Raw genomic sequence first — 21,648 nt, 5'->3', positions numbered from 1 at the left:
ACTCACCCGTCCGCCGCTAGCTTACCCCGAAGGATAAACCCGCTCGACTTGCATGTATTAGGCACGCCGCCAGCGTTCGTCCTGAGCCAGGATCAAACTCTCCATAATAGTTTGGACGATTACTCGTCCGTATATCTGAAAGCTTAATTGCTCATTTGCGTTGCTAGCGAGATTTTGCAATCTCTTTTTCGAACGATTTCTCGTTCGTGCTTACTCACTCGTTGTTCAGTTTTCAAAGATCAATTATTCCCCTTTTAATCCTTCGCCCTTCAAAGGCGACTTGATTAATATACCACATCGGCCTACTCAATTGCAAGAACTTTTTTAAATTTCTTTCGTTCTTTCGTTCGACCGCCGAAGCGACAAGGAGTAATATAACAAATCCCCCAAAGGATTGCAAGCTTTATTTGCTTAATCATTTGAAATGAGACTTTGGATAAAAAAAAACCTCTCTCTAAACGAGAAAGGGTTAACGTACCATTTTACATGTGGCCAATCACATCTTGAATAAATAGATTTCTCTCCACGGTTAAGTTAACGATTGTACCATTGACATTAACCCACGGTCTTGTAGGATGTGAGCGATCGGAGAACACGATCTCACCCACACGGTTGTCACTTAGCTTCACAAGCGTTCCGTTACTGATTTGCGTAGATTTATTCATAAAGACTTGGACAAGTGTAGGATCTACTTTACCGAAGGATTCATTCAGTAATTGTTCTAATACAACGTAAGGCGATAGTGCTGCTTTGTAGTATCGTTCATTCGTCATCGCATTATAAATATCGGCAATGGCTACGATTTTCGCATAGATATGAATCTTATCGGACTTTACACCTAATGGATAGCCTGAGCCATCTTCACGTTCGTGATGTTGGAGAGCTGTTAACTTCACACCTTCGTTGATACCAGACATATTCTTAAGAATTTGGTAGCCGATCAGTGTATGTTGTTTGACTTCATCCATCTCTACAGCTGTTAAAGGCGTCTTCTTCTCTAGCAGTGCACGATCTACTTTACTAGTACCAATATCGTGGAATAACCCTGCTAGTGCAATTTGGACTAAATCCTTCTGAGGAAGACCTGCCCATCTAGCAAGTGAATAAGAGGTTAAGCTCACTAAAATACTTTTATGATAAATATACTCATGAAGCTGCCGATTTTTGGGAGTGAAGGTGAGTACTTTATAGGCATCAATATGGCGAATAAGCGCTTCTAGGCCTGTCCGAATTTCCAAAATAGGAAGCTGTTGGCCGCCATTAGCAAGAAGAAAGACTCTTTTGAGCAGCTTCACCATATTCTGATATTCCAAATAAAACGGATGTACCGTCTCAGCTTCTTTCGCTTTAGGTTCTTCGCTCGCTTGTTCTACTTCGTTGCTTTTGGATTCAATATAAACAGAAGGAATAAGAAATGCTTTCAGAATCTCAAGTTCCCTCTCCTGAATAACTCTTCCTTTGTGAAAAAGCGTATTGCCCATCTTGGTTATTACGATATCGCCTAATCTTTCACCATATTTTAATTGAGAAACGGCTACTGTCGGCACGGTCATTCACTCACCTTACTATTTCGTATACTCCATATTGTAAAGTAAAAGGGATGGGTTTGTAAGCCCCCATCCCTACATTTTATTCCTCTGATTCTGTGGACTCTGTGGATTCTTCCCAGTCGCCGTCTTCCTCAGTCTCGTTCTGCTCTTCATTCTTCTGTACGCGAGCTAATGTTCCTACTTCATCGTCTTCACGTATGTTAATCAGACGAACACCTTGCGTATTACGTCCCATGACAGAGATGCCGTCCATACTTGTACGAATGACTGTACCGGATGCAGAGATAATCATCAGATCCTCGTCTTCTTGTACCACTTTGAGACCGACAATCGGACCGTTTTTCTCCGTGACATTCAACGTTTTGATACCTTTACCGCCACGTGATTGAATCCGATACTCGGACACTGGTGTACGCTTACCGAAGCCTTTGGAAGTTACAATTAGTACACTATTATCTTCATGGACAACGTCCATATCGATGACGGCATCCTCATCATCCAAGTGTATACCTTTAACTCCCGTAGCCGATCTACCCATTGATCGTACATCGCTTTCTGGGAAGTGGATGGACATGCCTAGCTTGGTCCCCATAATAATACCCTGGTTACCATCCGTTAGTTTAACTCCGATCAGATCATCATCTTCTCGTAAATTGATGGCGATTAACCCACCTTTACGAATGTTGGAATAATCATCAATCGGCGTTTTCTTTACAACCCCTTGCTTCGTTGCAAAGAAGAGATACTGCTCTGTTTCAAAGCTTTCCACCGGAATTACCGCATTAACGGTTTCTCCTTGTTCGATTTGAATCAGATTTATAATTGGTGTTCCACGAGCTGTACGGCTCAAATCTGGAATCTCGTAAGCTTTCAAACGATAGACTTTACCTTTGTTCGTAAAGAACATCAGATAATGATGTGTATTCGTAACGAACAAATGTTCGACGAAGTCATTATCTTTTGTATCCATACCGACAACACCGCGTCCTCCACGCTTCTGGTTCCGATAAGTCGTAACCGGTAGACGCTTGATGTAGCCTGTATGTGTAATCGTAATGACGACATCTTCACGCGGGATAAGGTCTTCGTCTTCAATGCTTTCTTCACCAACGGTAATTTCAGAACGTCGGTCATCACCGAACTTTTCTTTAATTTCATTGAGTTCTTCGCTAATGATTGCGAGAATTAGCTGCTCATCTGCAAGGATGGCTTTAAGTTCAGCAATTCTCTTCATCAGTTCCGCATATTCAGCTTCAATCTTCTCACGTTCCAAGCCAGTTAAACGCTGTAAACGCATATCGAGAATGGCTTGTGCTTGATCAAGGCTCAGACTAAATGTTGTCATGAGTCCTTCTCTAGCCTCATCCGTTGTTCGAGAGGAACGAATTAATGCGATTACTTGATCCAGGTGATCAAGTGCAATTCGTAAACCTTCTAAGATATGTGCTCTAGCTTCCGCTTTGCGCAGATCAAATTCGGTTCTACGACGAATGACTTCTTGCTGATGCTTAAGATAATAATGCAGCATCTCACGAAGATTCAAAACTTTTGGTTCTCCGTTGACAAGAGCGAGCATAATAATTCCGAAATTTGATTGCATTGCCGTTTGTTTGAACAAGTTGTTCAGAACAACGTTAGGGTTAACATCACGTCGCAACTCGATGACTACACGCATCCCGTTACGGTCGGACTCATCTCGAAGATCTGTGATGCCATCAATCTTCTTCTCACGCACAAGCTCAGCGATTTTCTCTACTAATCTTGCTTTATTTACTTGATAAGGCAGCTCATTCACGATGATTCTAGCTTTGTTATTATTCTCTTCAATAACTGTTCTAGCTCTCATCGTAACAGAGCCTCTACCTGTGGTATAGGCTGATCTGATACCTTCGCGTCCAAGTATGAATCCGGCCGTCGGGAAATCAGGTCCTTTAATCGCTTGCATTAACTCCATCGGCGTGACATCCGGATTCTCGATCATCATCTGAATACCCTCAATAACCTCTCTTAGGTTATGTGGGGGAATATTCGTTGCCATACCTACGGCGATCCCTGAGCTTCCGTTAACGAGTAAGTTCGGGAATCTAGAAGGGAGAACGACGGGTTCGTTTTCTTCACCATCGTAGTTTGGTTTATAATCGATAGTCTCTCTGTTAATATCACGAAGAAGTTCCATAGCAATCTTCGATAAACGAGCTTCGGTATAACGCATAGCTGCCGCCATATCACCGTCGATGGATCCAAAGTTACCGTGGCCATCAACAAGCATATAACGCAAAGAGAAATCTTGTGCCATCCGAACCATGGTTTCGTAAACGGCCGTATCACCATGTGGATGATACTTACCGATAACTTCACCAACGATCCTCGCTGATTTCTTATGTGGCTTATCTGGAGACATGCCTAGTTCAGACATCGCAAACAAGATACGACGATGAACCGGCTTCAGACCGTCTCTAACATCTGGCAGTGCGCGACTGACAATGATACTCATCGCATAGTCTAAGAAAGAGGTACGCATTTCGGTCGAAATGTCAATTTCTTTGACTTGCGAATGTAATTCTTCGCTCATGAATGTTCCTCCTGAAAGCTTACATCGTTTGCAACGTCTCGGACGACGTTAGATATCTAAATTTTTCACGTATTTTGCATGTTCCTCAATGAAATCACGTCTAGGCTCTACATTATCGCCCATCAATGAATCAAAGAGTGTATCCGCTTCTATAGCATCTTCGATCGTTACTTGCAAGAGTGTACGGCTTTCCGGATCCATGGTTGTTTCCCATAGCTGGCCCGGATTCATCTCGCCAAGTCCTTTGTAACGTTGGACATTGACTTTCACGCCTTCACCAAACTCTTGCATAATGATTTCACGTTGCTTCTCGTTATACGCATATCGAATTGTTTTATTGCGCTCAAGCTTAAAGAGTGGTGGTTGCGCAATATACACATAGCCAGTCTCAATTAGTTTTTTCATGTAGCGGTATAGGAAGGTAAGCAGCAAGGTACGAATATGCGCACCATCCACATCGGCATCCGTCATAAGGATAATTTTGTGATAACGTGCTTTGGCAATATCGAAGTCATCACTGATCCCTGTGCCGAAAGCTGTGATCATGGCGCGAATCTCGGTATTAGATAAGATACGATCCAAGCGTGCTTTCTCTACATTCAAAATTTTACCACGCAGAGGTAGAATCGCTTGGAAGTGACGATCACGTCCTTGCTTAGCTGAACCACCTGCGGAGTCACCTTCTACAATGTAAATCTCACTGATTGAAGCGTCTTTGGAAGAACAGTCTGCTAGTTTTCCAGGCAGGGCACTGACTTCTAACGCGCTTTTGCGGCGAGTTAATTCTCTGGCTTTGCGCGCAGCTTCTCTTGCTCTAGCAGCCTGAATACCTTTTTCAAGGATTTTCCGCGCTACAGTTGGATTTTCTTCAAGGAATTCTTGCAATTTTTCTGCGAAAAGGGATTCCACAATACCACGAACTTCACTGTTTCCAAGCTTCGTCTTGGTTTGACCTTCGAACTGTGGCTCTGGAATTTTCACGGAAATAATCGCAGCAAGACCCTCACGCACGTCATCCCCAGAAAGATTCGAGTCGCTTTCTTTGATGGAATTATTTTTACGGGCGTAGTCATTCAGGATCCGCGTCAATGCGCTTTTGAAGCCTGATTCGTGCGTTCCACCCTCGTGTGTGTTGATATTATTAGCAAAAGAGTAAATATTCTCGGTATAACTATCGTTGTACTGTAGCGCAATCTCAATCGAAATATTGTCTTTGGCACCTTCAACATAGATCGGGACTTCATTGACGACTTCACGATTACGATTTAAATGCTGCACAAAGGACACAATCCCGCCTTCGTACATATGCGTTGCTACTGTATCCGTACGCTCATCAATTAAGTTAATCTCAATGCCTTTATTCAAGAAAGCAAGCTCACGAATTCTGGATTGCAGCGTATCGAAATCGTATTCCGTTGTTTCTTTGAAAATTTCCGGATCTGGTTGGAACGTGACTACCGTGCCCGTTTCTTCCGTTTCACCGATCACCTTTACGTCGTATTGCGGCGCACCGCGGCGGTATTCTTGCTGATGAATCTTGCCTTCACGCTTTACTTGAACCGTCAGAAGCTCTGACAGCGCATTTACAACGGAAATACCTACACCGTGTAGACCACCGGATACCTTATAGCCGGAATCATCGCCACCGAATTTACCGCCTGCATGAAGCACGGTTAATACGACTTCAAGCGTTGGTCTTTTCAGCTTTGCATTCTCTCCGACAGGAATCCCGCGTCCGTTATCAATAACGGTAACGCTGTTATTTTTATGAACAATAACATCAATCTTTGTACAGAATCCTGCCAAAGCTTCGTCAATACTATTATCTACAACTTCCCAAACGAGATGATGAAGTCCTCGGGCACTGGTTGAACCAATATACATACCCGGTCTTTTGCGAACGGCTTCTAAACCTTCCAGAACCTGAATCTGACTGTCATCGTACGCATTTTGATTCACAGACATGCTACTCTTCACCTGCTTTTTTATATTAAAAAGAAGTTAATTCGTCAATAACTGATTAGCTCTTTTCTTGAGCGTTGTTGAGGAAATAGGGGAATAATACACTTTGTTTTTGGTCACGACGAGTGACTTGCAATCTTCTTCACCAATTTGCTCGGTTCTTTTATCTTTTAAAGCTTGTTGAATGAACTGCTTTGATATTTTGGACGATTTCTCAATCGAGATATCAAAAATAGCAATTAACTCGGAGGCTCGAATAATTTTCTCTCCACCCAAATGAATAAACATGCTCCTCAGCTCCTGCCGCTTACATTTCCTTTCAAAACATGAAACACGGAAGCATGATCCAGTTGGTCCAAATGAACACTTTCTAGACCTGTTGTCGTAATAAATGTTTGGACTTTCTGCTGAAACGTGCGAATTAACTGTGTCTGTCTATATTCATCCAACTCCGAAAGGACATCATCTAGCAATAACAGGGGATACTCGCCCACTTCCTCATGAATGAGTTCAATCTCTGCGAGCTTGAGTGATAGCGCCGTTGTGCGCTGCTGACCTTGGGAGCCGTACGTTTGGACTTCTTTGTCATTTATGTAAAAGAGAAGATCGTCACGATGAGGACCTACCAAAGTTACGCCTCTTCGGAATTCCTGATCTTTCACCAAAGATAACTTTATCATAAATTGGTTTAATAAAACAGATTCATCTTCAAATGGCTCCATGTCAAAAGAAGGGGAGTAGCGAATAATCAACGATTCACTATCGTTTGTTATCCCTCTGTGGATGTTCTCCGCCCATTTCTGAAGCTTCTTTATAAAGTTTTGACGCTTTTTCATAATTTTAACACCATACTGTGCTAATTGTTCATTCCAGATGTCCAGCATCGCGTCAGGAGTGCTTTTTCCCGGGTAATTTTGCTTTAAATAATTATTCCGCTGCACCAAAATTTTCTGATACTGCGATAAGTCATGAATATAGGACGGCTGTACTTGGCCTATTTCCATATCTAGAAAACGTCGCCTAATCCCTGGCGTTCCTTTGACGATCTCTAAATCCTCTGGCGCAAACATCACTACATTTAGGGCACCAATAAAATTACTGAGCTTTTTTTGCTCAAGTCCGTTAATCTTCGCCTTTTTCCCCTTTGTTGAGATAGAGAGATCCAGCTTGCAGTTCCCGTACATTTTCTGTATCTCTGCATGCAGCAGGGTTTGTTCACCATTCCAACCGATTAATTCTTTATCTTGGTGTGTGCGATGTGACTTGGTCATGGCCATTACATAGATGGACTCCAATAAGTTGGTTTTCCCCTGTGCGTTGGGTCCGACGAAAATATTGACGTTATTCGATGTTGTTAATTCAATATGATCGTAATTTCTATAATGACTGAGTACGAGTTTATTCAGAAACATGGCCGATCATCCTCCTGGGTAATCCGATCAGGAGCTTACGACCTCGAATTGTCCAAAACCTTCCACCTTCACGACGTCCTGCGGCACAAGTTTCCGACCTCTGCGATTTTCAGCTTGCCCGTTTACTTCGATTTTGGTTTCCACAACGAAAAATTTAGCTTGTCCACCTGTGGATATACAGTCCGATAATTTCAGAAACTGCCCAAGTGTTATATATGCGGTGTTGATAACTATTTGTTTCATGCGAGAGCGCTCCCTTAATTCGTTGTGCGATATGGCAAAATCAATTGCAAAATACTCGTGGAATCTTGCGGTTTCATAATGATTGGCTGCATAGCCCCGGTAAATCCAATTTGAATAAACTCGGAATCGAGTACCTTCAATGCATCCAACATATATTTGGAGTTAAACGAAATCTTAAGTAAATCACCAACAATATGCTGCAAAGTAATTTGCTCAGTTACTTTACCTAGCTCAGAAGAGCTCGATGAGATTTCGATGGTTTTGTCTTCGAGCATCATCATTTTAACAATATTCGTTTTGTCTTCTTTGGAGAGAAGGTAGGCACGATCAATTGCTTCCGCCAATTCTTTGGTTGGAACAACCATTTCGGTTTGAAAAGATTGCGGTATTAGCTTGGATGTATCCGGATAAGTACCATCCAAAATACGCGAATAAAATAAAATCGATTGAATTTTGAATAAAACCTGGTTGTCCGCAATAACTATATCTATAAGGGTGTTTTGATCAGGCAAAATTTTGCTTAATTCGTTCAAGGTGCGTCCTGAAATAACGATGTTAGGCAGGTTTTGCGCAAGATCATTATCAACCGTTACTTCTCTACTTGCCAGACGATGACGATCGCAAGCAATAAATTTCAGCTTATCTCCTGTAATGTTCCAAAGAACACCCGTAAGAATTGGTGTTGATTCATTGGTCGATACCGCATAGGACGTTTGTTTAATCATCGTTTTAAGCAAATCACTAGGAAGACGAAGCATTTTGCTTTCTTCGATTTCAGGCAGAAGTGGATATTCGTCTGGATCTAAGCCCATGATTTGAATTTCAGAAGATCCTGAACGGATGATGGTTTGGAAGTTAGCTCTGACTTCAATTTCGATGAGTTGAGCAGGCAGCTTACGAATGATTTCAACGAAAAATTTAGCAGGAAGTACAACACTCCCAGCTTGGATAAGTTCAATAATTTTAATTGTGCTGTTTTCACTGGCCGTAAAGCTTTGAATGGAAATGTCGGTATCACTGGCTGTTAACGTTACACCGCTTAAGGTTGCATCTATTTTGATCCCTGTAAGAATGGGTATCGTTGTTCGAGAGGATATGGCTTTGGAAACGTGACCAATGGATTCAATTAAATGGTCTTTTAGGATAGTTAATTTCATGACTTCACTCCTGCAGTTCTTTTTTTACGATGCGTTAGCATAATCATTATATAATAACATTCTTTATTAGTAATAGCAGTAGGGGCTCTGGATATGTGGATATGTGGATGAACCTGAGATAGAGCAAGCCTATCCACATGTGAATAGATTGTGCATAGGCTGATGTAAAATGTGATGTTATTAAGAGGGGTTTTTGATGCGCTCCGTTAGGTTATGGACAATCTTATATAATTCCTGATCGACTTTCAGCTGCTGCACGATTTTCTCATGCGCATGTATAACCGTTGTATGATCGCGACCCCCAAAATTATCTCCGATTTTCGGCAATGAGAAGTCTGTGAGCTCCCGTGCTAAGTACATTGCTACTTGTCTAGGGAAAGCCACGGCTTTTGTGCGTTTACGCGCTTTGAAATCTTCCAGCTTTAAACCATAGAATTCTCCAACTCGCTGCTGAATATCCTGTATCGTAATGACTCTAGGACGGTTAGAAGGGATGATATCCTTCAATGCTTCAGCTGTCAGATGAACGCTAATATCTTGATTAATTAGGGAAGAATACGCAACAACACGTATCAAAGCGCCCTCCAGCTCACGAATGTTCGTATCAATCTGGTTCGCGATATAGATCATCGCTTCATTCGGGATCTCGAGATTTTCAGCTTTGGCTTTTTTGCGTAAAATCGCGATACGCGTTTCTAGGTCAGGCGGCTGAATGTCCGTGATAAGACCCCACTCGAAACGTGAACGCAACCGATCCTCCAAGGTTGGAATTTCTTTTGGCGGGCGGTCACTGGAGATAATAATTTGCTTACCTTCTTCGTGAAGTGCGTTAAAGGTATGGAAAAACTCTTCCTGCGTTCCTTCTTTACCTGCAAGGAATTGAATATCATCGATGAGCAGTACATCAATCGTACGATACTTATTACGAAAGCCTTCCCCGCGGTTATCACGGACGGCATTGATGAACTCATTAGTAAACTTTTCGGAGGATATATATAGAACCCGAGAACCTGGGTTATGTTCAAGTACATAGTGTCCGATCGCATGCATGAGATGTGTTTTACCTAGTCCAACACCCCCATATAAAAAGAGGGGATTATACGCTTTCGCCGGTGCCTCAGCTACTGCAAGAGAGGCTGCGTGAGCAAATCGGTTGCCTGAACCGATAACGAAAGTATCAAAGGTGTACCTTGCGTTCATCATACTTGTAAAGTTTTCTTCACCCGCAACGATTGCCGGGCCTTTGGGGGGGATGACAACAGGTTGAATCGCTGTCGTCGATTGCGACTTCTGCTCTTCGGTTTCGATGACGAATTTAACGGATACATGCTTGCCGGTAAAATCATAGATCGTAGTTTCGATCAGCTTCGTGTATCTGCTTTCTAACCACTCTTGCGCAAAATTATTAGGTGCGCAAATGATGACGGTTGAATCGTTGAAAACAGTCGCTTTGGTTGATTTGAGCCACGTATCAAAGCTCGGCTTACTGAGCTTCGTTTGAATTATCGTTAAAATTTGTTGCCAAAGGTCCGTAGAATGGCCTTCCACAGTACTTCACTCCTTTTGAATCAAACATGTGGCATAGGCCAGGAAAACGTTGTTTATGATGTATGGATAAAACGTGAAAATGAGAAAACTCACGTTGGAATCTTAATTGAATAGGTAGTTAGCATATAGTGTGCCCAAATATCTTCTAAAAGAATCTTATGTCCACTGGGGTCAAAAAAGGATGACTTTTGTCGGTTTTATCCACAATATTAAGGAACCGCAGAAACAACTTATTCTTGTAGAGGGTAGTTTGTGCACATTTTTATCCACAGGATGTTGATAACTTGGAGGGTTAGTGGCGTATATCCACAGCAGAAACATTACTATCTTAACAAAAGATACCCTGTTAATCAACGGATTGTTTCGCATTATCCACAATAACAACAGCTTGTGGGTAGAAATTGTTCACAACACAAGATATTGTTGATATTCTGTTGATTTTCGACAAAGTTTGTTCTTTCTCGTCAAAACTTTATACACAGGTTATTCTTTTGACAGAAGTTGCGAATAATACCTTACCAACCTCACTCCCAAATACTGCACACTTGGGTAGGTTGACTTTCTTCTGTGAAAATGATTTAATGAGTAGTAGAAATTTTGTAGGATGGATATCCTCAGCCAGGTAGGGAGGTGCTATAGATGGGTCCAACATTTAACCCGAATACGAGAAAGCGTAAGAAGAACCATGGTTTCCGTAAAAGAATGAGCACGAAGAACGGTCGTAAAGTTCTACAAGCTCGTCGTCTTAAAGGAAGAAAAGTTCTTAGCGCGTAAGGAAGAGGCTCCGAAAGGGGCTTTTTTTTTTGCATTTTGTTGTGCGGTTTACATCGAGCTGGTTTTGTTAAAACTAGATAAGATATGTAGTGTTCTTTCAACTAATGAATGTGATTCTGTCTGGAGTGTACATGGCTGTGGAGAAACAATATCGGTTAGCGAAAAGAGAAGACTTTAGTAAGGTATACCGCTATGGGAAATCCATGGCTAATCAGCAATTCGTTCTTTATTATTTGCCGCAGCCTAAAGCAGAAGAATTTCGTTTCGGTGTTTCGGTTTCCAAAAAAATCGGCAATGCAGTTGTTCGTAATCGATTGAGACGTATGATGAAAGAAATCATTCGATTAAAAAAGGAAAACATGACACCTCAATATGACTACATTCTGTTGGCTAGAAAACCAGTTTTGGATATGGCCTATGCAGACATGGAGAAGAGTATTTGGCATGTTATTCGTAAAGCTTCTTTATATAGAAAAATTGATGCTACAAAAAAGTAACGCAATATTTCCTTGCGAGCTTAAGATGTGTTATAGTTTATGTTGGAAAAGACATTTAGGAGGATCTCATTTTGACTCGTCGAATTTATATGCTAGCAGCACTGTCTGCGGTGATCTTGCTTCTATCAGGATGTACCCCTAGTGCAGCTACAACGCCAATTGATCCAGAAACGGCTAATTTCTTCACTAAGTATTTTACGTACCCGCTTTCCCAAACGCTTGACTGGTTCGCTGATCACTTATGGGGTCAATATGGATTGTCCATCTTGGTCGTAACGATCATTATTCGATTAATTATTTTGCCGCTTACGCTTAAGCAATACAAAAGCTCCAAACGGATGCAGGATCTGCAGCCTGAAATGAAGAAGCTTAAAGAGAAATATAAAGATGACGCGAAAAAGCAACAAGAAGAAACAATGAAATTGTTTCAGCAGAATGGTGTCAATCCACTAGCTGGTTGTTTCCCTATCATTGTTCAAATGCCAATTCTTATCGCCTTGTATCAAGCGATTATGCGAAATCAAGAAATTCATGAACACACATTCCTATGGTTGAATCTAGGAAAGCCGGATCACTTGTACATCCTTCCTTTGGTTGCCGCGGCTACAACGTTCGTTCAACAAATGTTTATGTCTTCCCAAATGAATCAGCAAATGAAAAGCTTGATGTACATTTTCCCGGTTATGATTTTCGTCATGTCCATGAATTTTGCATCGGCACTTCCGCTTTACTGGATTTACGGTAACATTTTCACAATTATTCAGTCTTACTTTATTTATGGTTCTCCTGGTTCACAAAAAAAGCCTGGATCTCAAAATAATAAGGGTGGCTTGTCTAAATGAAGAAAATCGTGGTGACTGGAAAGACAATTGAGCTAGCGGTTAATTCGGGTCTAGCACAATGGCAAGTTTCGGAGGATCGTGTACATATTCATATTTTGGAACAGCCCTCACGAGGGTTGTTCGGGTTTATTGGAGCCAGAGTTGCAAAGGTTGAGCTCGAATTGATACCTGATCCACTTGAGGAAGCGATAGCTTTCTTACAAGATATGTTCGAAGCGATGCAAATTTCCATCACCATAGATACACATAAAGATCGTGAAGGCTACATCTTAAACATGAGTGGTTCGGAATTAGGTATTTTGATCGGCAAAAGAGGACAAACACTCGATGCACTTCAGTATTTAGTTAATATTGTAGGAAATCGGTATGCGAATTCTCATTTCCGTATCATCTTAGATGCGGAGAATTTCCGTGATCGTCGGAAGAAAACGTTGGAAGAGCTGGCTTTAAGACTGGCTAACCGCGTTATTAAGTCGAAAAAAGAAGTCATCTTGGAGCCGATGAATTCGCAAGAACGCAAAATCATTCATGCTGAATTACAAGGTCATCCTGTTATCAAAACCTACAGTAAAGGCGAAGAACCGAATCGTCGGGTTGTCATCGCTGTTAAATAACGCAGATTGCAATGACTTGGTTCATATGTCATTGCTTTTTCTTTAAGATGAGGTAAATTCGAGGTGCAAATACTATGTTAAATGATACGATTGCTGCTATTTCTACACCGCTTGGTGAGGGTGGGATAGCGGTTATTCGTGTGAGCGGCGAGGAATCTGTCACATACGTTGAACGTATTTTCCGCTCAAAAACGAAATTATCTGTTGCTGACACGCATACGGTACATTATGGATTCATTATAGAACCTGCTTCTGCCGAAAAGGTAGAGGAGGTTCTAGTTACGTTAATGAAAGCCCCACGTTCTTTCACCATGGAGGATGTCGTCGAAATTAGCTGTCACGGCGGGATTGTCTCTGTTAAAAAAGTGCTTGATTTACTGCTTACGCAAGGTGTTCGATTAGCTGAGCCAGGTGAATTCACGAAACGTGCTTTCTTGAATGGTCGTATTGACTTAACACAAGCAGAAGCGGTTATTGATTTGATTCGAGCTAAATCGGATCGAGCATTCAAAGTCGCTTTGAAGCAAGTGGAAGGCAATTTATCGAAGCAAATTAAGCATTTGCGCTATGTTCTTGTAGAGTTAATGGCCCATGTAGAGGTTAACATTGATTATCCAGAGCATGATGTCGAAGAAATGACGAATGCTTTCATTAAGACGAAGTGCGACACGGTCATGTTTGAGATTGATCGTTTATTGGTGACCGCAGAACAAGGTAAGATTTTGCGTGAAGGCATTGAGACGGCGATTGTTGGTAAACCTAATGTTGGAAAGTCTTCGTTATTAAATGAATTAGCGCAAGAGAATCGGGCCATTGTTACGGATATTCCTGGGACGACGCGGGATGTCATTGAAGAATTCGTTAATATTGGTGGTATTCCGTTGAAACTGCTGGATACGGCAGGGATACGTGAGACCTCAGATATTGTCGAACAAATTGGTGTGGAACGATCGAAGACAGCGTTAGCTGAAGCGGATCTCATTTTACTTGTGTTGAATAGTAATGATGAGCTTCAATTCGATGAGATCGCACTAATGAAACAGTTGGCCGACAAGCAAACGATTGTCATTTTGAATAAGATTGACTTGGATCGTAAGCTAGACGTGGAACAAGTACTCAGTTATTTCCCACTAGAGCGTATTGTGGAGCTATCGCTGATTGAGAATAAAGGTATTGAAGATTTGGAGAAAGCGATTGCTGCGATTTTCTTTGAAGGCAAGCTTGAATCGAGTGATCTAACGTATGTGAGTAATGTTCGTCATATCTCGTTGTTGAAGCAGGCGAAGCGTTCCTTACAGGATGCCTTGGATGCGAATGAGCAATATGTACCGATTGATATGATTCAAATTGATATCCGAGCTGCTTGGGAGCAGTTGGGGGAGATTATCGGTGATTCGGTAGGAGAGTCCTTAATCGATCAAATTTTTACACAATTCTGCTTAGGAAAATGAAAATCGACAGCATTTGCGTTTTCATAAAAGAGGGAGGGACGTTTCTATGGGATATCACGCAGGAGATTATGACGTTATTGTTATCGGTGCTGGTCACGCAGGTTGTGAAGCTGCATTGGCTTCAGCACGCATGGGCTGCAACACGTTGCTATTAACGATCAATTTAGACATGGTTGCTTTCATGCCTTGCAACCCATCTATCGGGGGTCCGGCTAAAGGACATGTAGTTCGTGAGATCGATGCACTCGGCGGTGAAATGGGTCGCAATATTGATAAAACCTATATTCAACTTCGTATGCTGAATACAGGTAAGGGTCCAGCTGTTCACGCACTACGCGCTCAAGCGGACAAATTTTCGTATCAGCATAAAATGAAAGAAACAATCGAAGCTACTCCGAATTTGACACTTCGTCAAGGGATGGCGGAAGAGCTTATCGTTGAGAATGGTGTTTGTAAAGGACTCATTACCAAGACAGGAGCTGAATATTACGCAAAATCTGTCGTTTTGACGACGGGTACGTATCTGCGCGGTAAAGTGATTATGGGCGAACTGATGTACGAGAGTGGACCTAATAATCAACAGCCATCTGTAAAACTATCAGAGTCCCTGCGTAAGCTGGGCTTCGATCTTGTTCGTTTCAAAACAGGAACGCCGCCGCGTGTTCATAAGGATACGATTGATTTTAGTAAAACAGAAATTCAACCAGGCGATGAGCAACCGAAGTTTTTCTCTTTCGAAACGAAAACAGGTTCGAATCATAATGAACAACTTCCGTGTTGGTTAACGTATACGTCTGCGGAGACTCATCAGATTATTAATGACAATCTGCACCGTGCTCCGATGTTCTCTGGTGCGATTGAAGGGACCGGCCCTAGATACTGTCCTTCTATTGAAGATAAAATTGTTCGTTTTAGCGATAAGCCGAAGCATCAAATTTTCTTAGAGCCAGAAGGACATAGTACTTCCGAGTATTATGTACAAGGTCTATCTACGAGTATGCCGGAAGATGTTCAATTGGGAATTCTTCGTTCCATTCCTGGTTTAGAGAAAGTGGAAATGATGCGTACGGGTTATGCCATTGAGTATGATGCGGTTGTGCCAACGCAGTTAAAACCTTCCTTGGAGACGAAGTTAGTTAGTGGTTTATTTACGGCAGGACAAATCAATGGTACTTCGGGATATGAAGAAGCTGCGGGTCAGGGTGTCATGGCCGGCATTAATGCAGCTCGTAAAGTGCAGGAGAAGGAAGCCATTGTATTGGATCGTTCGGAAGGCTATATCGGGGTTCTCATTGATGATCTCGTGACTAAAGGGACGAGTGAGCCGTATCGCTTGCTTACTTCACGTGCGGAGTATCGTTTGTTGCTTCGCCATGATAATGCGGATCTACGATTGACGCCAATTGGTCATGAAATTGGATTGATTTCTGAGGAGCGCTACGCGAAATTTTTGAATAAAAAATCATTGGTAGAGCAAGAAATCGTTCGGTTATCTGAAGTGAAAGTGAAGCCAGAGCCGCACGTTCAAGAATTGCTTCGTAGCTTGGAAAGTGTAGAATTGACGAATTCGGTACCAGCGATTTCCTTGTTACGTCGCCCTGAGATTGAATACAAACATATTGAACAAATGACGATGTCTCCTTTAGAGTTAGATGAAGATATGAAGGAGCAAGTCGGTATTCAAGTGAAGTATGCGGGTTACATTGAAAAGCAAAGTAATCAAGTTGATCGTTTGCGCAAAATGGAGAAGAAAAAGATTCCTGATGACATTGAATATAGTGAGATTCATGGTATCGCTACGGAAGCGAAACAAAAGCTCGCTAAGATTCGTCCTATCTCCATTGGTCAAGCTTCGCGGATTAGTGGGGTTACACCTTCTGATATTTCCATATTGCTTGTTTATTTGGAACACTACAATAGAGTCATTGCTGCAAGAGGTTAAGATATGGATGCTATTCAGCAACAATTTACTGAGTTATTAGGAAAAGAGAATATTATTCTATCTACACAACAGTTGGATCAGTTCGAACAGTATTACAAAACTCTCGTAGAGTGGAACGAGAAAATGAATTTAACGGGAATCACAGAGAGGGATCAAGTGTATCTCAAGCATTTCTATGACTCTCTCTCAGTGGCTTTTAATTTTGATATGGGGAAAGTTAAGTCACTTGCCGATATTGGTTCAGGTGCTGGCTTTCCAAGTATACCGTTAAAGATTGCTTTCCCTCATCTCCAAGTGGCGATCGTAGATTCATTGAATAAACGCATTCTATTTCTAAAAGAAATCGTTTCGCAGCTCGGTCTATCGGATATGGACTGTGTGCATGGTAGAGCAGAGGATGTCGCTCGCTTACCTCGCTATCGTGATCACTTTGATCTTGTTACGGCAAGAGCTGTTGCGAAACTCCAAGTTTTGAATGAGTTCTGTCTTCCTTTTGCGAAAAGTGGAGGAACCTTCATTGCGATGAAAGGCTCAGAAGTAGACGAGGAGATTAACGATTCTTCTTTTAGTTTAGTAGAATTGCGAGGGAAGGTTTCGAATGTCATTCGGATGATTCTACCTATTGAAGAGTCCGTAAGACACTTTGTGGAAATTCGAAAGACTGCCTCTACGCCGGCTAAGTATCCTCGGAAAGCAGGAATACCGTTAAAAGAGCCACTCTCTAAATAAGGCAAATGTTTCACGTGAAACATTTATCTACTTGCCTATAGATTAGAAGGATTATTGTCTTCGATGGAGAATACCTATATAAGGTGAAAGCCGGTCTGATACTGGCTTCGCCTTAGATTTTTATTTGTGATGTTGTAGTTGGATATTCGCAATTGATAGATTAAATTTACTAGAATCATACAGCATGAATGACATCGTCTCGGTATGGCGAATAGATCTTTTCACCTTGTATAGGACGGATAGGTCCCTTATCTATGACTGTACTGATCGCTTAAACTACGGGAAGAGTTGGTGGTAAGTTTTCCTATGAAAGAACAAATATCAAAGCTATTTGGCCTTGCAGATCGGTCAACGACGGATGAGGTCAAAAACATACCCGTAAATAGTATTATTCCAAGTCCCTATCAGCCAAGAACACTGTTCGATGATGATCGAATTGACGAACTATGCCAAACCATTCGTACACATGGTATTATTCAACCCATCGTTGTTCGAGTCAAAAATAATACATTTGAATTGATTGCAGGCGAACGGCGTTTGCGTGCTGTTAAAAAGCTAGGAATGGATACAATTCCAGCCATTGTCCGCGATTTTAATGACTCACAAGCGGCATCCATTGCGCTTATTGAGAATTTACAACGCGAAGGGCTTACTGCGATCGAAGAGGCTGCGGCCTATCATCAATTGATCGAGATGCATGATCTCACGCAGGAGAGCCTTGCGCAGCGTCTTGGTAAGAGTCAATCTACGATAGCGAATAAGATTCGTCTTCTTCAATTGAGCGAACCTGTGAAAATGGCTTTGATGGAACGTAAGATCACCGAGCGTCATGCTCGAGCTCTACTGGCCTTAGATCAAGAGGAGCAACAAGTTAAATTGCTTGAAGAGATTATCTCCAAGGAGTTAAATGTTAAACAAACGGAAATAAAAATCAGTTTCCTAAAGGAAGCTGCGAAGATTAAGAAGTCACGACGTGTTTCTTTTACTAAAGATGTGAGGCTAGCTCTGAATACGATTCGACAGTCGGTAGAAATGGTTTCAAGTTCGGGATTACATATTAATACCTCTGAACAAGATCATGATGATCATTATGAAATTATAATTAAGATTCCTAAGCGATAATTTAGGCATTCCTGCTACCTAAAACGGCGCAAGCCGTTTTTTTTGCATCTAATGGCACGAATCTATCAAATATTCATAAGGTAACTGGTTGATAGATATGGTAAGATAGTACTACTGCTTGTTAAATAGCATTATGGAACATAAGCGATAGAGGTGAAATGGTTTTGTCTAAAATTATAGCAATAACGAATCAGAAGGGTGGCGTCGGTAAGACGACGACTTCTGTGAATCTAGGCGCTTCATTAGCTTCGCTTGGTAAACGCGTTCTTCTGGTCGATATTGACCCACAAGGGAACACAACAAGTGGTATTGGCGTGAATAAAGCTGATGTAACAAATTGCATCTATGATGTTCTGATCAATGATGTTCATCCGAAGGATGCAACGGTAGAAACGAATGTTCCAAATCTTAAAATCGTTCCTGCAACGATCCAACTGGCTGGAGCAGAGATTGAATTGGTTCCTACCATTTCAAGAGAAGTTCGATTGAAGAAGTCACTTCAACTTGTCAAACACTTATATGATTATATTTTGATAGATTGTCCTCCATCACTTGGCCTTTTGACAATTAACTCCTTAACTGCTGCTGATTCCGTAATCATCCCCATCCAATGTGAATATTACGCATTAGAAGGTTTAAGCCAACTCTTGAATACAGTGCGTTTGGTGCAAAAGCATTTAAATACAGGACTTCAAATTGAAGGCGTTCTATTGACGATGTTTGATGCAAGGACGAATCTAGGTATTCAGGTTATTGAAGAAGTTAAAAAGTACTTCCAAACGAAGGTTTATCAAACGATTATTCCTCGTAATGTACGTTTAAGCGAAGCGCCGAGCCATGGGCAATCCATTATTACGTATGATCCTAGATCAAAGGGCGCAGAAGTGTATTTAGAACTTGCTAAGGAAGTGATCTCAGTATGACCAAAGGCCTCTCTAAAGGTTTAGGTAAAGGATTAGACGCGTTAATTACGTCCTTGCATATTGATGAGAGCGATAAAGTCATTCAAATTCCACTGGCTCAATTAAGAGCTAACCCGTATCAGCCAAGAAAGCATTTTAATGAAGATAGCATCAAGGAGCTTTCGGAATCGATCAAGGAGCATGGCGTCATTCAGCCAATCATTGTTCGTAAGGTTCTCAAAGGTTATGAAATCATTGCAGGTGAACGTCGATTCCGTGCTTCGCAAGTTGCAGGCACGCCTACCATTCCAGCTGTTGAGAGAATTTTATCTGATCAGCAAGTAATGGAAATTGCGCTGATTGAAAACGTTCAACGTGAAGATCTTAATGCGCTGGAGATTGCTTTTGCTTATCAAGGCATTATTGATCAGTTTTCATTGACGCAAGAGGAGCTTTCAGCCAAGGTTGGTAAAAGTAGATCGCATATCGCTAACTTCCTAAGATTGCTTTCTCTGCCAGAAGCCATTAAACAATATGTTTCACGTGGAACATTATCTATGGGTCACGCAAGAGCAATTGTTGGTGTGAAGGACGATAAGATTAAGAAAGAATTAGCGGAATCAACGATCTCGAAACAATGGAGTGTTAGAGAGCTTGAAGAAGCGATTAAAATGCTAGAAGAACCGCCAGGACCTGAGAAGGAAAAGGCGAAGCAAAAAGAGAAAAATAGAGATCCGTATATAAGTCAAGCAGAAGAGCAATTGCGAGATATTTATCGGACTTCAGTAAAAATTAAAAGCCAGCAGGACAAAGGGAAGATCGAGTTGCTCTATTACTCGAAAGACGATCTCAACCGACTGCTAGAGTTGTTGCAAGGTAAAATCTCTTAAAAATTGCTAGCATACCTATGGAGGCTGTCTGTTCATCTGACGGTGAACGACTGTCTCCTATGTTTTTCTTTCGAGTAGAAAGAAAAAACTGAGGTATGCTATATTTGTGACCACACATAGAAGCATAAGATTTCGGTTGACGGGATGATACCACATAGGAAAGTATAGGTTTTCGGATGCCGAAAACCGCTTTCCTATTGGTGATAAAACTAACATCTAAACGCGGTCAATGAACATGATATAGCTGCACAAGAGTTTTCTCAGAAGGGGCTGAAAACATGAAGGACGTAATGTATTTCGACCAAGCGGCATCCTCGTGGCCAAAGCCGCCAGCGGTGATGAATGCCATGATGCAATGCATGCAAGAGTATGCAGCGAATCCCGGAAGAGGCAGCCATCAGATGGCTGTAAAGGCAAGCCGGGTACTTTTCGAAACGAGAAAAAATTTGGCGAAGTTATTCGGTGTTAGAAATCCGAACGATATTTCATTCGCATTAAATACGACTCATGCATTAAATCAAGCGATCAAAGGGTTTGTTAAACCTGGCGATCATGTGATTTGTACGAATGTTGAACACAATTCAGTGAGAAGGCCGCTTGAATATTTGAAAGCATCGACGGGAATCGAGCTTACATACCTACCACACGATGAGCAGGGAAACATGCAAATAAATGATCTACGAAATGCACTTCGCTCCAATACAACACTCGTTGTTGTGAATCACAGCTCGAATTTACTTGGCACCATCATGCCAATCGGTGAAATCGGAGAGATCTGTAGAAGCCATGGTGCGAAGCTCCTTGTAGACGCGGCTCAGAGCGCCGGTGTACTGCCTATACATGTCGGAGATATGAATATCGATATGCTGGCCTTCCCTGGCCACAAGGGGCTCCTGGGGCCTCAAGGGACGGGTGGTCTTTACATCCATCCGGACATCGATTTGGAACCGTTGCTGCATGGAGGAACGGGGAGTCAATCGGAAGCGATCCACCAGCCAACGGTGCGTCCTGATCGCTATGAAGCCGGAACGCAGAACACGGCTGGGATCGCTGGCTTGAATGAAGGCGTGAAATTCGTGCTTGCCGAGACGGTGGCTAAGATTCACGAGAAAGAGTGGGCACATACGCAACAATTAATGGAAGGGCTACTGGGAATTGAAGGGGTGACGATTCTCGGGCCGAAGCTTGGACAAAATAAAACAGGAATCGTTTCCTTTAACATTCAAGATGTGGATTCATCGGAAGTTGCTTTCATTCTCGATCAATCCTTTCACATCGCTGTGAGATCGGGGTATCATTGTACACCGCTTGCGCATGAAATCGCAGGGACTTTGGCCAAGGGAGCCGTTCGGGCGAGCATTGGATATTTTACAACGGATGAGGAAATAAGTGCACTAATTGATGCAGTGAGAGAGATTCAAACGCAATACGCAAACTAGAA

The 21,648-nt window shown here is 42.0% G+C and carries 19 protein-coding genes and 1 rRNA gene; 11 read left to right on the top strand and 9 right to left on the bottom strand.

Going from position 1 to position 21,648, the window contains the following annotated elements; translation table 11 throughout:
* The 9 genes from AC58QO_RS20465 to dnaA form a co-directional block, all read right to left on the bottom strand.
* Positions 1 to 108 (bottom strand): 16S ribosomal RNA (locus AC58QO_RS20465); the annotation flags it as partial.
* Positions 109 to 482: 374 nt separating this feature from the next.
* Positions 483 to 1,547, bottom strand: coding sequence for an HD-GYP domain-containing protein (locus AC58QO_RS20460; protein ID WP_497268732.1), 1,065 nt, complete (start codon positions 1,545 to 1,547; stop codon positions 483 to 485).
* 82 nt (positions 1,548 to 1,629) lie between these two features.
* Positions 1,630 to 4,122: a DNA gyrase subunit A gene (gene gyrA / locus AC58QO_RS20455; protein ID WP_497268721.1), complete on the bottom strand. Its 2,493-nt coding sequence runs from the start codon at positions 4,120 to 4,122 to the stop codon at positions 1,630 to 1,632.
* Positions 4,123 to 4,170: 48 nt separating this feature from the next.
* Positions 4,171 to 6,087, bottom strand: coding sequence for a DNA topoisomerase (ATP-hydrolyzing) subunit B (gene gyrB / locus AC58QO_RS20450; RefSeq protein ID WP_497268720.1), 1,917 nt, complete (start codon positions 6,085 to 6,087; stop codon positions 4,171 to 4,173).
* A 36-nt stretch (positions 6,088 to 6,123) separates the two neighbouring features.
* A complete protein-coding gene (gene remB, locus AC58QO_RS20445) occupies positions 6,124 to 6,372 on the bottom strand; it encodes an extracellular matrix regulator RemB (RefSeq protein ID WP_497268719.1) in 249 nt (82 codons plus the stop codon).
* Positions 6,373 to 6,377: 5 nt separating this feature from the next.
* Complete coding sequence (recF, locus tag AC58QO_RS20440) at positions 6,378 to 7,496, bottom strand: DNA replication/repair protein RecF (RefSeq protein ID WP_497268717.1); 1,119 nt, start codon at positions 7,494 to 7,496, stop codon at positions 6,378 to 6,380.
* Between the two features lie 27 nt (positions 7,497 to 7,523).
* Positions 7,524 to 7,739, bottom strand: a complete 216-nt coding sequence (yaaA, locus tag AC58QO_RS20435; RefSeq protein WP_497268715.1) for a S4 domain-containing protein YaaA — start codon at positions 7,737 to 7,739, stop codon at positions 7,524 to 7,526.
* A 14-nt stretch (positions 7,740 to 7,753) separates the two neighbouring features.
* Complete coding sequence (gene dnaN / locus AC58QO_RS20430) at positions 7,754 to 8,896, bottom strand: DNA polymerase III subunit beta (protein WP_497268713.1); 1,143 nt, start codon at positions 8,894 to 8,896, stop codon at positions 7,754 to 7,756.
* 180 nt (positions 8,897 to 9,076) lie between these two features.
* Entirely contained in the window at positions 9,077 to 10,444 is a 1,368-nt protein-coding gene (gene dnaA, locus AC58QO_RS20425; RefSeq protein ID WP_497268711.1) for a chromosomal replication initiator protein DnaA, read from the bottom strand.
* 639 nt (positions 10,445 to 11,083) lie between these two features.
* On the opposite strand from dnaA, the gene rpmH reads away from it, so the two are divergent.
* The 11 genes from rpmH to AC58QO_RS20370 all read left to right on the top strand — a co-directional run bounded on the left by rpmH (position 11,084) and on the right by AC58QO_RS20370 (position 21,646).
* Positions 11,084 to 11,218, top strand: coding sequence for a 50S ribosomal protein L34 (rpmH, locus tag AC58QO_RS20420; protein ID WP_028557239.1), 135 nt, complete (start codon positions 11,084 to 11,086; stop codon positions 11,216 to 11,218).
* 137 nt (positions 11,219 to 11,355) lie between these two features.
* A complete protein-coding gene (rnpA, locus tag AC58QO_RS20415) occupies positions 11,356 to 11,715 on the top strand; it encodes a ribonuclease P protein component (RefSeq protein ID WP_497268731.1) in 360 nt (119 codons plus the stop codon).
* Between the two features lie 71 nt (positions 11,716 to 11,786).
* Positions 11,787 to 12,557 (top strand): membrane protein insertase YidC, encoded by a 771-nt coding sequence (yidC, locus tag AC58QO_RS20410; protein ID WP_497268709.1) that lies wholly within the window; start codon positions 11,787 to 11,789, stop codon positions 12,555 to 12,557.
* Positions 12,554 to 13,171: an RNA-binding cell elongation regulator Jag/EloR gene (gene jag, locus AC58QO_RS20405; RefSeq protein ID WP_497268707.1), complete on the top strand. Its 618-nt coding sequence runs from the start codon at positions 12,554 to 12,556 to the stop codon at positions 13,169 to 13,171. Before yidC ends, jag begins: the two co-directional genes overlap by 4 nt.
* 74 nt (positions 13,172 to 13,245) lie before the next feature.
* The gene (gene mnmE, locus AC58QO_RS20400; RefSeq protein ID WP_497268705.1) at positions 13,246 to 14,622 is read left to right on the top strand and encodes a tRNA uridine-5-carboxymethylaminomethyl(34) synthesis GTPase MnmE; all 1,377 of its coding nucleotides are present in this window, start codon (positions 13,246 to 13,248) and stop codon (positions 14,620 to 14,622) included.
* Between the two features lie 46 nt (positions 14,623 to 14,668).
* Positions 14,669 to 16,564 (top strand): tRNA uridine-5-carboxymethylaminomethyl(34) synthesis enzyme MnmG, encoded by a 1,896-nt coding sequence (mnmG, locus tag AC58QO_RS20395; protein ID WP_497268703.1) that lies wholly within the window; start codon positions 14,669 to 14,671, stop codon positions 16,562 to 16,564.
* 3 nt (positions 16,565 to 16,567) lie between these two features.
* On the top strand, positions 16,568 to 17,293 hold the full coding sequence (gene rsmG, locus AC58QO_RS20390) for a 16S rRNA (guanine(527)-N(7))-methyltransferase RsmG (protein ID WP_497268700.1): 726 nt from the start codon (positions 16,568 to 16,570) through the stop codon (positions 17,291 to 17,293).
* A gap of 306 nt (positions 17,294 to 17,599) precedes the next feature.
* Entirely contained in the window at positions 17,600 to 18,415 is an 816-nt protein-coding gene (gene noc, locus AC58QO_RS20385) for a nucleoid occlusion protein (protein ID WP_497268698.1), read from the top strand.
* Positions 18,416 to 18,579: 164 nt separating this feature from the next.
* Complete coding sequence (locus AC58QO_RS20380; RefSeq protein ID WP_056622827.1) at positions 18,580 to 19,338, top strand: ParA family protein; 759 nt, start codon at positions 18,580 to 18,582, stop codon at positions 19,336 to 19,338.
* On the top strand, positions 19,335 to 20,207 hold the full coding sequence (locus tag AC58QO_RS20375) for a ParB/RepB/Spo0J family partition protein (protein WP_497268696.1): 873 nt from the start codon (positions 19,335 to 19,337) through the stop codon (positions 20,205 to 20,207). The genes AC58QO_RS20380 and AC58QO_RS20375 overlap by 4 nt, the downstream gene beginning before the upstream one ends.
* A gap of 278 nt (positions 20,208 to 20,485) precedes the next feature.
* Positions 20,486 to 21,646 carry an aminotransferase class V-fold PLP-dependent enzyme gene (locus AC58QO_RS20370; RefSeq protein WP_497268694.1) on the top strand — a complete coding sequence of 387 codons (1,161 nt, stop codon included), beginning with the start codon at positions 20,486 to 20,488 and terminating at the stop codon, positions 21,644 to 21,646.
* The last annotated feature ends 2 nt before the right edge of the window (positions 21,647 to 21,648 follow it).

This window comes from Paenibacillus sp. J31R30 (assembly GCF_059692115.1).
This window is presented reverse-complemented; position numbering and strand designations above follow the sequence as displayed.